General features: G+C 60.9%; 11 protein-coding genes and 1 pseudogene. 7 read left to right on the top strand and 5 right to left on the bottom strand.

Annotated features, from left to right (window positions below; all coding sequences use genetic code 11):
* Positions 1-4 precede the first annotated feature (4 nt).
* Positions 5-916 (top strand): MurR/RpiR family transcriptional regulator, encoded by a 912-nt coding sequence (locus tag GR158_RS24545; RefSeq protein ID WP_134651976.1) that lies wholly within the window; start codon positions 5-7, stop codon positions 914-916.
* A 43-nt stretch (positions 917-959) separates the two neighbouring features.
* Here GR158_RS24545 and iolG read toward each other — a convergent pair whose 3' ends face one another.
* Positions 960-1,961 carry an inositol 2-dehydrogenase gene (iolG, locus tag GR158_RS24540; RefSeq protein ID WP_160872981.1) on the bottom strand — a complete coding sequence of 334 codons (1,002 nt, stop codon included), beginning with the start codon at positions 1,959-1,961 and terminating at the stop codon, positions 960-962.
* A gap of 108 nt (positions 1,962-2,069) precedes the next feature.
* Between iolG and GR158_RS24535 the strand changes: the two genes are divergently transcribed.
* The 5 genes from GR158_RS24535 to GR158_RS24515 all read left to right on the top strand — a co-directional run bounded on the left by GR158_RS24535 (position 2,070) and on the right by GR158_RS24515 (position 8,348).
* Positions 2,070-3,263, top strand: a complete 1,194-nt coding sequence (locus GR158_RS24535) for a Gfo/Idh/MocA family protein (protein ID WP_134651972.1) — start codon at positions 2,070-2,072, stop codon at positions 3,261-3,263.
* Between the two features lie 92 nt (positions 3,264-3,355).
* Positions 3,356-5,197: a 3D-(3,5/4)-trihydroxycyclohexane-1,2-dione acylhydrolase (decyclizing) gene (iolD, locus tag GR158_RS24530; RefSeq protein WP_160872980.1), complete on the top strand. Its 1,842-nt coding sequence runs from the start codon at positions 3,356-3,358 to the stop codon at positions 5,195-5,197.
* A 44-nt stretch (positions 5,198-5,241) separates the two neighbouring features.
* Positions 5,242-6,294, top strand: a complete 1,053-nt coding sequence (locus tag GR158_RS24525) for a sugar phosphate isomerase/epimerase (protein ID WP_160872979.1) — start codon at positions 5,242-5,244, stop codon at positions 6,292-6,294.
* A gap of 53 nt (positions 6,295-6,347) precedes the next feature.
* The gene (locus GR158_RS24520) at positions 6,348-7,481 is read left to right on the top strand and encodes a Gfo/Idh/MocA family protein (RefSeq protein WP_160872998.1); all 1,134 of its coding nucleotides are present in this window, start codon (positions 6,348-6,350) and stop codon (positions 7,479-7,481) included.
* A gap of 60 nt (positions 7,482-7,541) precedes the next feature.
* A complete protein-coding gene (locus GR158_RS24515) occupies positions 7,542-8,348 on the top strand; it encodes an SDR family oxidoreductase (RefSeq protein ID WP_134651966.1) in 807 nt (268 codons plus the stop codon).
* Between the two features lie 164 nt (positions 8,349-8,512).
* Here the strand turns inward: GR158_RS24515 and GR158_RS24510 are convergent.
* The 4 genes and pseudogenes from GR158_RS24510 to GR158_RS24495 all read right to left on the bottom strand — a co-directional run bounded on the left by GR158_RS24510 (position 8,513) and on the right by GR158_RS24495 (position 13,316).
* A pseudogene (locus tag GR158_RS24510) lies at positions 8,513-8,716 on the bottom strand (cold-shock protein).
* Positions 8,717-8,893: 177 nt separating this feature from the next.
* Entirely contained in the window at positions 8,894-10,015 is a 1,122-nt protein-coding gene (locus GR158_RS24505) for a siderophore-interacting protein (protein WP_160872978.1), read from the bottom strand.
* A gap of 18 nt (positions 10,016-10,033) precedes the next feature.
* The gene (locus GR158_RS24500) at positions 10,034-11,158 is read right to left on the bottom strand and encodes an ABC transporter substrate-binding protein (RefSeq protein WP_230640380.1); all 1,125 of its coding nucleotides are present in this window, start codon (positions 11,156-11,158) and stop codon (positions 10,034-10,036) included.
* A 7-nt stretch (positions 11,159-11,165) separates the two neighbouring features.
* Entirely contained in the window at positions 11,166-13,316 is a 2,151-nt protein-coding gene (locus GR158_RS24495) for a TonB-dependent siderophore receptor (protein ID WP_371731788.1), read from the bottom strand.
* A gap of 75 nt (positions 13,317-13,391) precedes the next feature.
* Here GR158_RS24495 and GR158_RS24490 point away from each other — a divergent pair, with 75 nt between their 5' ends.
* Positions 13,392-14,129: a TetR/AcrR family transcriptional regulator gene (locus GR158_RS24490; RefSeq protein WP_230640382.1), complete on the top strand. Its 738-nt coding sequence runs from the start codon at positions 13,392-13,394 to the stop codon at positions 14,127-14,129.
* The last annotated feature ends 316 nt before the right edge of the window (positions 14,130-14,445 follow it).

The following is a 14,445-nucleotide window of genomic DNA, read 5'->3' as shown; positions in this document are numbered from 1 at the left end:
CTGCATGCCACGGGTAAAACAGTCCGATCAGCCGCCACCGCGCACAGCCAACTACGAGACATTCGTCAACCTCGTCACCGAGGCCTACCCAAACCTCAGTGACCGCTTCCAGCAGGTCGCCCGCTTCATCACGCAGAACCCGAACGTCGTCGCGATGCAGTCGATCAATGCGATTGCCGAGCAGTGCGGCGCGCATCCGTCGATCCTGGTGCGGTTCGCCCAGAATTTCGGGTTTTCCGGCTTCAAGCAGCTCCAGGCGGTCTTTCAAAGCCGGCTTTCGACGGCGGCACCCGGCTATCGCGAGCGCATCAGCGCGCTAGACGTCGACTTGGAAAAGAACAAGCGCAACGGAAACCTGGGCTTCCTGCACGATCTGGTCGTTCGCGATATCGCAACGCTGCAGGAGCTGTTGAGTTCGACACCCGAGGAAAGCCTCTCGCAAGCCGCCAAGGCCCTGAAGAACGCGAATACGATCTTCATCGCCGGCCAGTTGCGCTCGGAGCCGATTGCGAAGTTTCTCCGCTACGTGCTCTCGATGCTTCAGCTGCGGGTCATCCTGCTCGACCCTGCCGGCGGGCTGGCGCCGGAAATGGCGCAGGTCATGGGCAAGAAGGATGTTCTGGTCGCCATCGCCTTCCGCCACTATGCCAAGGAGGTTGTGACGATTGCCGACGTCGCGGCGCACAATGGCACGCCGATGGTTGCCATTACGGACAGCCAGCTGTCGCCGCTCGCGAAGAACGCCAGCGTGCTGTTTACGATCCCCGAGGATGAATATTCGTTCTCGCGCTCCCTTGCCGCGCCGATGTGCCTGACACAGGCTATCGCGGTTGCCGTTGCGGCGTTGTTGCAGGAAGACAAGAAGGGCTCGCCGCAAATCCCGACCGTGACGGGAAACCAGCGCCGCAAGCCCTGAGAGGAATGCCCGCCATGTCCGCTCGGGATGGCGGGCACCGACGTCAGGCGACGATTTCGCGAATGTTCACAAAGCGCCGCTCGGCGAGCGAAAGGTTTGCGGCTTCCGCCAGTGCGAGCGATTTTTCGCCGTCCTCGAAGGTCGCGTCCGGGGTCTTGTTCGATTCGACGCAGTCGATGAACGATTCCAGGCCCAGCGTGTAGGCTTCCGCGTAGCGCTCGATGAAGAAGTTGAGGAAGGGCTCGCCGGCGCCCGTCGCGGTCGGGCCGAACCGCTCGAGGCCATGCGCCCGGCGGTTTCCGGATATGAGCATGCCGTTCGATCCCAGGATTTCGACCCGCTGGTCGTGACCGTAGATTGCGGCGCGGGAATTGTTGATGTGGCAAAGCTTGCCGCTTTCCGTGCGCAGGACGACCATGGTGGAGTCGACATCGTTCAGCTCCGCAAGCGTCGGGTCGATGAGCGCGCTGCCGGTGGCGAAGACCTCGACGGGCTCCTCGCCGAGCATGAAGCGCGCGAGGTCGAAGTCGTGGATGGTCATGTCCTTGAAGATGCCGCCCGATGCCTTCAGGTATTCGCGGGAGGCAAGGCCGGGATCGCGCGAGGTGATGATCACCTGGCGGATATCGCCGATCTCGCCGGAACGAGCTGTATCGCGCGCCGCCCGGTGGCCCGGATCGTAGCGACGGTTGAAACCGATCTGGATCGGCTTGTCGAAGCCCTTCAGCGCCGCGCGGCAGGCCTTGACCCGGGCCAGCGACAGGTCGATGGGCTTTTCGCAGAAGATGGCCTTGCCGGCCTTTGCGGATGCCTCGATGAGGTCCGCATGCGTCGGCGTGGACGTCGCGATCAGCACGGCATCGGCCTGTGCGATGGCCTCTTCGGCGCTACCCGCAACAAGGCAACCGAACTGATGGCCAACCTCTTCCGCTGCCGCGGAAACGGGATCGTACACGGCTGCGAGTTCGGCTTTGCTTGAACGCACAATCGTGGCAGCATGCATCTTCCCGATACGCCCGCAGCCGAGCAATGCGATCCTGATCATCAACTTCCTCCTGATGGTAATGCAAAAAAAGTTGCACATTTGATATTCCGTCAATATTAATTCTGCAAGCCTGTTTTCAGGGCATGGCGGATTTTGAGGGAGGAGATCATGGCAGAGGTTTCCGGCGGGCAAGAATTTCCCATTGCCGAGCGCCGTTTGCGGCTTGGCATCGTCGGCGGAGGGCAGGGCAGCTTCATCGGCAAGGTGCATGCACGGGGCGCCCGGCTTTCCAACCGTTGGGACGTCGTTGCTGGCGCGCTGTCGTCCCGGCCGCAGGTCGCAAGGGAATCCGGACGGGCCTGGCTGCTGGCGGACGACCGCATCTACACGGATTACCGCGTGATGGCCGAGCGCGAGGCGGCGCGGCCGGATGGCATCGATGCCGTGGCGATCACCACGCCCAACAACTCTCATCACGCCATCGCCGTCGCCTTCATGGAAAAGGGCATCGACGTCATCAGCGACAAGCCGCTGACGACGACGCTTGCCGATGCGCTCGATCTGGTCCGCCTCCAGAAGGAGACGGGTCTCGTCTTCGGCGTGACCTATGCCTATGCCGCCTCCGCAATGGTTCGGCAGGCACGCCAGATGGTCCGCGAAGGCGCGCTTGGCACCCTCAAGCAGGTGCATGTCGAATATTTCCAGGAATGGGCGCTGACCCCGCCCAAGGATGCCGGTGCCGGCGCGCAATGGCGCGTCGATCCTTCGATCGTCGGTCCCACCTTCACCACCGGTGATATCGGCACCCATTGCCACCATCTCGGCGCCTTCGTCTGCGGCCGTCCCGTCGCGGCGGTTCGGGCGGAGTTCCACACGCTGGGTCCGCCGAAGGCGCTGGAGGACACGGCCTTCATGCATGTGCGCTACGAAGGTGACATTCCCGGCACCATCATGATCTCCCAGGTCGCGCCCGGCGCCCATTGTGGGCTTCGCATCCGCGCCTTTGGCGACAAGGCGAGCCTGGAATGGAACCAGGAGGAACCTGAGGTTCTGCATTTCCGCCGCTTCAACGAGCCTTCCCGCGTGCTGACGCGCGGCGAAGGCGCCGGCATCGGCGTGCATGCGGCGCGTTTTGTCCACATGCCGCGCGGCCATCCAGAGGCACTCAGCGACGCCTGGGGCAATCTCTACGAGGAATTCGCGATTGCCGTCGAGGCCCGTCGCCTCGGCAGGACCCTGCCCGCGGGGCTGCTGGAATATCCGACGGTGATGGACGGCGCGCTTGGCGTGAAGTTCATCGAGGCGGCGCTCGCCTCTAGCCAGTCGGGCGGGCAATGGACGGATTGCACACTGTCGATGTGATTTGCAATAAGTATTGCAATATCTGAATTTATGAAATAATAAGTTCTGCGAAGAGGGCTGGCGCGGCGATGCCGGCTCAGGGAGGTTTTTAAATGGGTACCGTTCGTCTCACCATGGCCCAGGCCCTGGTCCGCTATCTCTGCAACCAGTTTACCGAAATCGACGGCCGACGCGAGCCGCTTTTCCCGGGCGTTTTCGCAATTTTTGGCCATGGCAACGTCACCTGCCTTTCCGAGGCGCTGGAGGCGGTGAAGGACACGCTGCCGACCTGGCGCGGCCAGAACGAGCAGTCGATGGCGCTCGCCGCGATCGGCTTTGCCAAGGCGATGCGCCGCCGCCAGATCATGGTCGCATGCAGCTCCATTGGCCCCGGCGCGCTGAACATGGTGACGGCAGCCGGCGTGGCGCATACCAACCGCCTGCCCATTCTGCTTCTCGCCGGTGACAGCTTCGTCAACCGCCGCCCCGACCCGGTAATGCAGCAGGTCGAACATTTCGGCAATCCGACGATCACCGTCAACGACGCCTTCAAGGCGGTGACGCGCTATTGGGACCGCATCACCCATCCAGAACAGATCATCGGCTCGCTGCCGCAGGCCGTCGCAACCATGCTGGATCCCGCCGATTGCGGCCCAGCGTTCCTTGCCCTGCCACAGGACGTGCAGGAAATCGCCTGGGACTATCCGGAAAGCTTTTTCGAGCCGACCGTTCACAAGGCACCGCGCCCGCGGCCCGATCGCGACAGCCTCGCGGAGGCCGTTCGTGTGCTGAAGGCGGCGAAACGCCCGCTGATCATCTCCGGCGGCGGCGTGCGCTATTCCGGCGCGGAGACGGCGCTCGCCGATTTTGCCGAGAAGCACGGCATTCCGCTTTGCGAGACCATTGCCGGCAAGGGCACCGTCACGCATGACCATCCGGCCCATGTCGGCCCGATCGGTATCGTCGGTTCGACGTCGGCCAATGCGCTTGCGGCGGAAGCCGACGTGGTGCTCGCCGTCGGTACGCGCCTCATGGACTTCACCACCGGCTCCTGGACGGCCTTCTCGCCGGATGCCCGCTTCGTCTCGATCAACGCGGCGCGCTGGGATGCCAGGAAACACCGCGCCGTCGCCGTCGTCGGCGACGCGCTGGAAACGGTCGGCGAACTCGAGGCCGCCATCGGCGACTACAAGGCGGACGCCGGCTGGACGAAGAAGGGCGAGATCGAGTTCGCCAAATGGAACGACGCGCTCGACGGCTACCAGAAGCCGACAAACGCACCCGTCCCGACCTATGCCCAGGTCGTCGGCATCGTCAATTCCAAGGCGAAGGACCGCGACCTCCTGATCACCGCCGCCGGCGGCCTGCCGGGTGAGGTGATGAAGAACTGGCGCGTCAAGGCGCCGAACACCTTCGATTGCGAATTCGGTTTTTCCTGCATGGGCTACGAGATTGCCGCCGGCTGGGGCGCGGCGATGGCCGATCCCACCCGCACGCCGATCGTCATGATCGGCGACGGCACCTACATGATGATGAACTCGGACATCTATTCGACCGTGCTGTCCGGCCACAAGATGATCCTCATCGTCTGCGACAACGGCGGCTATGCGGTCATCAACCGCCTGCAGAATGCCAAGGGCACGCCGGGCTTCAACAACCTGATCAAGGATTGCCGCGTCAGCGAGCCCTTCGCCGTCGATTTCGCCAAGCATGCCGAGGCGATGGGCGCGCTGACGCGCCATGTCGAGAGCCTTGCCGATCTCGGCGATGCGGTGGAATGGGCGCAGACCACGGACCGAACTACGGTCATCACTATCGTCTCCGACGCCTTCACCTGGACGCCGGGCGATGCCTGGTGGGATGTCGGTGTGCCGCAGGTCAGTGCGCGAGCGGAAGTCAATGCCGCCGCGAAGGACCAGCAGGAAGGCCGCAAGAACCAGCGCGTCGGCGTCTGATCCGGCGCGACCTCGGCACCCTCTTCATCTGAAGGATGACAAGCATGAGAACCATCAAGGGTCCCGGCGTGTTTCTCGCGCAGTTCGCTGGCGATGAGGCGCCCTTCAACTCGCTGAAGGGACTGGCCGGCTGGGCCGCCGACAAGGGGTTCAAGGGCGTGCAGATCCCCACCTGGGACCGCCGCGTGATCGATCTCGAACGGGCGGCGGTCAGCCAGGACTATGTCGACGAGATCAAGGGAACGCTTGGCGAGCACGGCCTCGTCGTCACGGACCTCGCCAGCCACCTGCAGGGTCAGCTCGTCGCCCTCCACCCGTCCTTCAACCTGCCGGCCGATTCCTTCGCGCCCGCCAAGGTTCACCGTGATCCCAAGGCCCGGCAGGAATGGGCCGTCAACCAACTGCTCTGTGCGGCGAAAGCCTCGCGCCGTTTCGGTGTCGATCGCCACACGACCTTCAGCGGAACGCTCCTGTGGCCTTATTTCTACCCCTATCCGCAATGGCCGGACGGGCTGATCTCCGACGGCTTCGACGAACTGGCGCGGCGCTGGCGGCCGATCCTCGATGCGTTCGATGGCGAAGGCGTCGACGTCTGCTACGAAATCCATCCGACCGAGGACCTGCACGACGGCCTGACCTTCGAGATGTTCCTAGAGCGCGTCGACAACCATCCGCGCTGCAACATCATGTACGACCCGAGCCATCTGGTGCTGCAGTCGATCGACTACCTCGCCTACATCGATCACTATCACCAGCGCATCAAGACCTTCCACGTGAAGGACGCAGAGTTCCGGCCGACGGGCAAGACGGGCGCCTATGGCGGGTACCAGCCCTGGGTCAGCCGCGCCGGCCGCTTCCGCTCGCCCGGCGACGGGCAGGTCGATTTCGCGGCCATCTTCTCGAAACTGACGGGGTACGGTTTTGACGGATGGGCCGTTCTCGAATGGGAATGCTGCCTGAAGAATTCGGAAGATGGCGCGGCCGAGGGCGCGCGCTTCATTCGCGATCACATCATCAAGGTTTCGGATCGCGCCTTCGACGACTTCGTGAAGTCCGGAGCAGACCGTTCCGTCAACAATGAAATCCTCGGGATCTAAGGACCTTGGCCGTGTCGAACACAAACCTGTCCAACCGTCGTCTTCGCCTCGGCATGGTGGGTGGTGGCGAGGGCGCCTATATCGGCGGAATCCACCGATTCGCTGCGCGTCTCGATAACCACTACGACCTCGTGGCCGGTGCGTTCGACGTCGATGCCGAACGCGGACACAGCTTCGCATCGAAGAATTTTATCGATCGCGACCGCTCCTATGGCGACTATCTCGCGATGGTGGCAGGAGAACGCGCGCGCGGCGATCGCATCGATGTCGTGGCCATCTGTACGCCCAACCATACCCATTTCCCGATCGCCAAGGCATTTCTCGAAGCGGGGTTCGATGTCATTTGCGAGAAGCCGATGACCACGACCATCGAGGATGCAATTGCGCTGCACGACCTCGCGCAGGCGACGGGGCGTTTCCTCGGAGTGACCTATACCTACAGCGGCTATCCGATGGTCCACGAGGCTCGGGCGATGGTGGCACGCGGAGATCTCGGCAAGATACGCGTGGTACAGGTCGAGTATCCGCTGGAGTGGATGGCGACGGGCATCGAGCTGCAAGGCAATCAGCAGGCGGCCTGGCGTACCGATCCGAATAAGAACGGACGCGGTGGCTCCATTGGTGACATTGGCACACATGCCTATCATCTCGCGGGCTTCGTAACCGGATTAAAGGCCGAGGCCGTCGCCGCGGACCTTGCGACCTTCGTCGAGGGCCGTGCACTGGACGACAACGCCCATGTGATGATCCGCTACGAAGGCGGCGCGCGCGGCCTTCTGTGGTCCTCCCAGGTGGCGATCGGCCAGTCGAACGGCTTGAGGCTGCGGGTTTTCGGCGAGAAAGGCAGCCTCGCCTGGCATCAGGAGCAGCCGAACGAACTGGTCTTTACCGGGCTCTTCGGCGCCCCGGAAACGATCAAGCGTGGCCGCGACGACCTCACCGATGGCGCGCGCGTTCGAACCCGCACGCCGCCGGGCCATCCCGAAGGCTATATCGAAGCCTTCACGAACCTCTATTCCGGCTTCGCCGCCGTCATCCGGGCGAAGGAGAGCGGAGCTTCGGCCGGGCCGTTCGGCGAGGGGATTCCTTCCTCCTATGACGGGCTCAAAGGTGTGGCCTTCGTCGATGCCGTCGTCGACAGCCATGAGAAGCACAATGGCGGTTGGTTGCCGTTGCAGTTCGCTTAGAGCGCACTGGACGACCCGGACCGCAGGAACAACGCGCAGGCACGCGAGAGGAAACCAAAAATGGCACAGTTTGAAAACAAGATCGTCGTCGTGACCGGCGGCACCCAGGGCCTTGGCGCCGCATCCGCAAAGCTTCTTGCGGAACGCGGCGCGAAGGGGCTGGTCATTTGTGGTCGATCGCAAGAAAAGGGCGCGGCGCAGGCGGCTCAACTTGAAGCCCTGGGCGCGGAAGCCGTCTTCGTCAAAGCCGATCTGTCGAATGTGGATGACTGCAAGGCGGTCATCGCCGCGGCGGACAAGAGGTTCGGCCGGCTCGACAGCCTGGTCAATGCCGCCGGCATGACAAATCGCGGAACGATCCTCAACACCAGCCCGGAACTCTTCGACCAGCTTTTTGCGGTCAACACCCGCGCACCGTTCTTCCTCATGCAAAGCGCAATTGAGCTCTTCAAGCGCGACGGGGTCGCTGGAACGATCGTCAATATATCGACCATGTCCTCGATGGGTGGACAGCCCTTTCTCGCAGCCTACAGCGCCTCGAAGGGCGCTCTCGACACCCTGACCCGCAACACCGCCTACGCTGCCCTCCGAAATCGGATCCGCGTCAACAGTCTCAACATCGGCTGGATGGCATCCGAGGGAGAAGACAGAACGCAACGTGAACTGGACGGCCAGCCCGCCGATTGGCTCGAAAAGGCCGTCATAGCTCAACCGAACGGCCGCCTGATCGAGCCCGAAGAGGTCGCCCGTGCCATTGCATTCCTCGCCTCAGAAGAATCCGGTTTGATGACCGGCGCGATCATCAACTTCGACCAAGCGATCTGGGGTGCCTATGATAGCTTACCCCACGCTGCCGCAGCACTATGAGCTCGTTTTTTCATATGGCCTGCAACAGGTATGCCTCACTGATGAATCCAATTGTGGCGCCTTCTGACTCCTGAAAGCACTGGTCGCCGGTTCAAATCCTATCAAGGCGAAGACGATCAGATTAGCCCCGATCTCGCATTTTCAACGAGACCGGGGATTTGATTTCAGAGGACGCTAACGTTCTCAGCCTTAGACTTTCCTGTCTTCCGGTCTTGTCCCACGTCGTAGCTAACCTTCTGGCCATCGGTCAGGGAAGCGCCGAAGCCTACAGCCGAGATGTGGACAAACACATCCGGTCCACCACTATCCGGGGTGATGAAGCCGAAGCCTTTGTCCTAAGCGAAAAACTTTACGATACCAGTTGCCATCTCTATCCTCTTTGATTGGAAGCGCCGAAAAGCATTAGCGATCGGACAGGCGCCCAGCAAGGCATGTTTGGTCAGCGGCCGTTCGGGAAGATGCAGGCTGACGGCAACGCTTCATTGTCTCGATTACGACTGAGACGAATTCCCTTCAAGACCGATGAAAGAGAGCTGTTGTGGCTTTCACTGTGGCAGATAGGCCTCTGCTCCTGCGGTTATAATTTCTTCTTCGCTGAGGTGCCTATGCCAGTGCGAGTAGAGCACGAAGCGATCACGGGGAAGACCGACATCCTTCTTCAGATGCCGATGAATAGCGCTGAACGCCTTGTGCTCGCATCCGCCCCAGACAAAGGCCGTATCGAGCGGCTCAGGCCATTTTATCGCGCGGATGCTATCCTCCAGCAACGTCGTCGTGCCGGCGTCGGCGCCGTTGCGGTGCAGCCAGACGACCGCCATGCCGGCCGGACAGTGAAGCGGTAACTCGTCTGTTTTGGTATCCACCTCGATGAACGCATGGCCGGTCGCGGTGATGGGCAGGTTTTCAAGGAACCTGGCGATACCCGGCAAAGCCGTTTCATCGCCGACCAGGACGTAGAATTCTGCGGATTTGGGACCATTGGCGGCCGGACCGAGGATACCGGCAAGATCGCAGGGCCGCGCGTCCATGGCCCAACGGGTTGCCGGCCCGGGATTGGCGTGGAGGGCAAAGTCGATCGTGATGTCTTGGGCTGCCGTGTCGATATGCCGGATCGTGTAGACCCGTGTCGGAACAGCTTTGTCATCCGACCACACGACATGGCCGCGGTGGTCGAGCATGGGCCATCGCGGTTCGGCTGTACCACGCGGCTGGAAGATGAGTCGACAGTGGAACTGGTCATCGCGATCGTACCGCTCCAGATTCTTCCCCCGAAACACGATGCGACGGAAGCGGGGAGCAATGTCGTCGACGGATTTAACATGCAGGATGCGCAAATCGTCTGGGAGTGATGGCTCCGCATAATCCCCCTCCCACTTGATTTCCAGCTTTTCACGGGCGGCGATGAAGCCAATAGGCCCGACGAGCGCGTGCTTTAGCCGATTGAGACCGCCTGCGTCCGTTGCTTCGGCCGTCAGCTTGAAGCCGTTTGCGGTCGCTTCGAACGCGGCAGTGCCGAACGGCGAGCGGATATGATGAACTCCATCTGCTTCTTCAACAGTCATGTCGTGGGTCGCGATCGATTCGACGATCGGCTCGACGTATTCCCTGATGTTCGCAAACTGCACCGTGGCGCTTGCGCGATATCGCTTGTTGATGATCAGTGACATCCGGATTTCTCCTTAAACTCAGATGGAGGCCCATAACGGTCCCTCAATGGGGAATGCCGCGAAATCGCTATTGATGCGATCGAGAATGGCCGCAGGGTCGAGATCGACGCATTGCTCGGGGTGCAACCATTTGGCGGCTTGGGCTACGAAGAGGATGTTGAGCGGAAGATTGGTGATCAGCCCGGTCCATATCCCATGAACGCGCTTCGCGCGAACGCTTCGCAAGTGGTCGAACGCGGGCCTTCCGTCGATCAGGCGCTGTAAACCTCGCCGGCCCAGGGTGGGGTCTATGCCAGGCCCGATCGCGGGGCGGCTGCCCGAGGCCCATCCACCGCCGGAGGCGATGTAGACATCGTGGGGCGTGGACAGCAGATATTCGAGCGAGAGCTTTTCGAACCAGGGGGCGGTCACGCCTGGCAAGGGTTGTCCGCCGGCAAGTGCCAGAAGATCGCCCCAGACCTTCCGCCCTGCCGCCCAGCAGCAGTCGTCAAGAGTGGACTGGACCTCCAGATAGGTCGTGACCGGTGTCGTGCCTGCAAGGCGCGAGGTGACCCCTGCCAATTCCTGTTCAAAGAAGGAGGTGAATGCCTCTGCCTTGCCAGATGCGCCGAGGAGTACGCCCCACATTTTCATCGAGTTCCTGAGCGCGGTAACAGGATCGGCTGTCTGCGCGCCGGTATTGGCATTGCTCGACGCATCGCTAAAGACCACCGGAATGCCGAATTGCTTCAGCCTTTCCACCATTGGATCGGCGTCACCCTGCGGCGTCATGAAAGATGTCGTGACGACGAGATCGGGCGCGAGACCAATGACCCCTTCCAATGAGACGGTATCGGGAGACTGCTTGCCGACGGTGCTGGCCAGATGGCCGTTGAGCAGGTCCTTTTGGAGTTGCTCGCTGTCGATACGATCGACAGCCGCCCAGCCGACGACGAGCGAGGCGGGATCGGCATGCAGGAGGGACATGGTCAGGAGGTCGTGTGCCTCCAGAAGTATGATCCGCTTTGGCAGTGCGGGCAGTCGCACCTCACGCCCAGCCATATCCGTCACGGTCAGAGGTCGTTCCGCGGCGGCGGGCCGGATCCCCGAGAGGATGCCGGCGGCGGCGATGGAGGTGCAAAATCGGCGTCTTGTGAAAGTCACGGCCGCCTCACCACTTGTATCTCAGGCCGGCCAGGACCGTGCGGCCGTTGCCGTACTGGCAATAATATTCAGAACTGCAGGAGGAATAATATTCCTTGTCGAGCAGGTTCGTGACATTGAGTGTTGCCTGAAGCCCCTTCAGGCTTGGGTTCTTCGCTCCAAAATCGTAGCGGAGCGCTGCGTCTAACAGCGTGTAGCCATCCGCCCTCACCGTGTTTGCGTCATTGCTGTAGCTAGAGCCGACGAAGCGTGCGCCCCCGCCAATGCTCAAACCTTCCAGTGCGCCGGTGTCGATGGTGTAGTTTGCCCAGAGCGAACCGTAGTAGCGCGGCACGGCCTGAGGACGGTTGCCAATGATCGACGCGATGCCGGATTCGGAAACCTCCGTGTCGAGCAGAGACACCGCAGCAATCAGTTCAAGATTGCTGGTCAGGCTACCTCTGGCTTCAAATTCCACGCCGCGCGAATGGATCTCGCCCTGCTGTTCGTTGAAGCCGGTTGAGGCATTGTAATAGACGACGTTCTGCTGCCGGATGTCGAAGACAGATAGGGTAAAGATGGCGTCCAGCCCTGCCGGCTGATATTTGATACCCACCTCGTACTGTTCCGCCTCCGTCGGTTTCAGCGGATTGCCGTTAGCTCCCAAGCTGGTCGTCGGCTCGAATGAGGTGGAGTAGCTGACATAGGGCGCTATGCCGTTATCGAACAGATAGAGCAAGCCCGCTCGATAGCTCGTCGCGCTGTCAGATCGATCGGTTGACGTGCCGGTGAGGCGATTGTCCGTTTCCTGGTCTGCCCAGTCGTGCCGGACGCCGAAGACACCGCGTAGGTCGCCGATTTCTACCTGGTCCTGAACGTAGATGCCCGTCTGGCGAAGTGTCTGATCGCTATTGATCGCAGTCATGAACGGGCCGACCGGCTGGCCATAAACGGGGTTGGTGACATCAAGCGATGTTGCGCCACCGAGCAGATACTCCCAACTGCTGCTGGAGCGCTGGATGTCGAGGCCTGCAAGAAGCGTATGACGCACGGCGCCAGTCTCGAAGTTAAACTCCGCCTGATTGTCGAACGAAAAACCACTCGCGTCTTCAATGGAATGCACAGCCCAGCGAGGGATGAGACCGGCTGCCGACATCGGGCCGTTCATCTGGAGCGATTGCATGTCTGTCTCAACGCCGGAATACCGAAAGTTCGAACGTACAGTCACCTGTTCATCAAAACTGTGCTCGAACCTATAGCCAACGCCGTGTTGGGTGCGCTCGAAAGCGTCGTAGTTTGGATCTCCAATATTGAGGTCGCGCGCCAAAAAACCGGCATAGCCTGCAGGCGCCAAAAATTTCGGATACAGGGAATTAAAATATCCGCCTTCCGGATCCCGTTGATAATAACCGGAGATCACTAGTGACGTGTCTGCGTCCGGCTCCCACTTCAACGATGGCATCACGCCAAGGCGTTGCTCATCGACATCGTCATAGCGCGTGCCCGAGGACCGGCCGATGACCCCAAGCCCGTACTGCACTGTGCCATCGGAGGTGACAGGTCCAGTAGAGTAAAATCCGCTCTGAACCCGCCCGTCCGATCCGACCTCAAGGCGGACCTCGTTTGATTGGATGTCGGATGGCTCTCGGCTAACCTGATTGACGAGGCCGCCAGGGCTGATCTGCCCATAGAGAAGGGCAGATGGCCCCTTCAGTACGTCCACATGATCCAGGAAGAACGGATCGATAGACGGAGTGGCGAAGGCCTGCCCTCGCTGCACCTTCAGGCCATCGAGATAGCTGACATAATTTGTGGCGGTGCCGAATGCGCCGAAGCCACGGAGAAATACTGAATCATAGCGCGAATTCGAATCCCGATCGGAAAGGACGCCTGCCGTATAGCGCAGTGCCTCACTCACTGTTTGGGGGTTCTGGTCATCGATCTGTTTGCGCGTGACGGTCGTTATGGATTGCGGTGTCTCTGCGACGGGAGTCAGGGTCTTGGTAGCCGATCGTGCCGATTTGACGACTATGCTGCCGGACGAGTCGTCAACGGTGCCGTCGCCATACACTAGGATAGGCGCCAGTTGTGTGCTTTCGTCCTGGGCCCAGGTTTGGTTGACAACGAAGATAAAGGTCGATGCCATCAGTATCTGTTTTAGGGAAATGCTGTGCTTCACGAAACGCCCCCATGGTCGCAGCTTGCGGTATCTGATAGGCTATTAAATCAAACGGGACCGTCCTGTCCAGATAAGATGATCAATATTGTCAACTTTGTTGTTGGCAATTCTGGCGACGAACTCCAAAGACGTCGCCGGGAGAACGGCAAGGGAGAAACAATGGCATCGCGGAAATCGGAGACGCTCGTCAGATCAGGCCGCCCCTCGAAGGACATGCAGAATGCGGCGGCCGAAAGGATCATAGTGACAGCAACGTTGCTATTCGCCAGCAGGGGTTTTGCTGGCACATCGATGGAACAGGTCGCTTCGCAATGCGGGGCGGGAAAGGACACGGTCTACAGGCGCTTTCCCTCGAAAGTCGCTCTGTTCGAGGCCGTTGTTGCGCAGGCCCACAAGCGCGCGGTGGCGCGACTTGAGGACTTGCCGCATATGGAAGGGGATGCATTAGAGCGCTTGCAGGCCCTCTTGCGCGAACTCCTGCACATCAACATGGAACCTGATCTGATCGCTTTGAAGCGCATCACCTTCAGCGAAGCCGTCGTGTTCGAGAAGAATGCAACAATCCCGCCGCAACCGGATCCGATCATGGGCCGACTGATCCAAGCAGTCAGCGAGGCACAAAATGCCGGAATGATTGCCGATGGTGAAGCAGATGCGATCGCCAGCCATCTGATCCATTGTCTGGTCGCGCTGCCCACGTCCTCGGCAATGATGGGCAGCGGTGACTTCGACACGAGGAAGGCCGTCGATTCACACTTCGACCGGACGTGGGATTGGCTCCTCAAGGGAGTAACACCAAGGAACCAATCTTAGGCTGGCTCTCCGCTGTGACTGCGCCTGCATCGGTCGTTCGCAAGGACCCGGACGACTGACCTGAAAAGGCAAAGCATTCGTGTCAACATGGTTTCGCCGGGTATGGTCCTCACGCCTGCAATGGCGACCTACCTGCGAAGCAATGATGGTGCCGAGGAATGAATGAAGCAGGCTATTCCGTTCAGCAGGCACGCAGAGACCGTAAAGGTCGCCAAAACCGTTCTGTTTCTGTCGCCTCACATGTTCGCTTTCCTGGTTTGCCGTCCTGCGACGGGCAATCCGCTGACGGCCCCCAAGTAGTTATTCTGCACTCGGC

The organism is Shinella sp. AETb1-6 (assembly GCF_009826875.1).
Taxonomy (GTDB): Bacteria; Pseudomonadota; Alphaproteobacteria; order Rhizobiales; family Rhizobiaceae; genus Shinella; species Shinella sumterensis.
The sequence above is the reverse complement of the archived record's forward strand: the minus strand, read 5'-3'. Positions and strand labels throughout refer to the sequence as shown.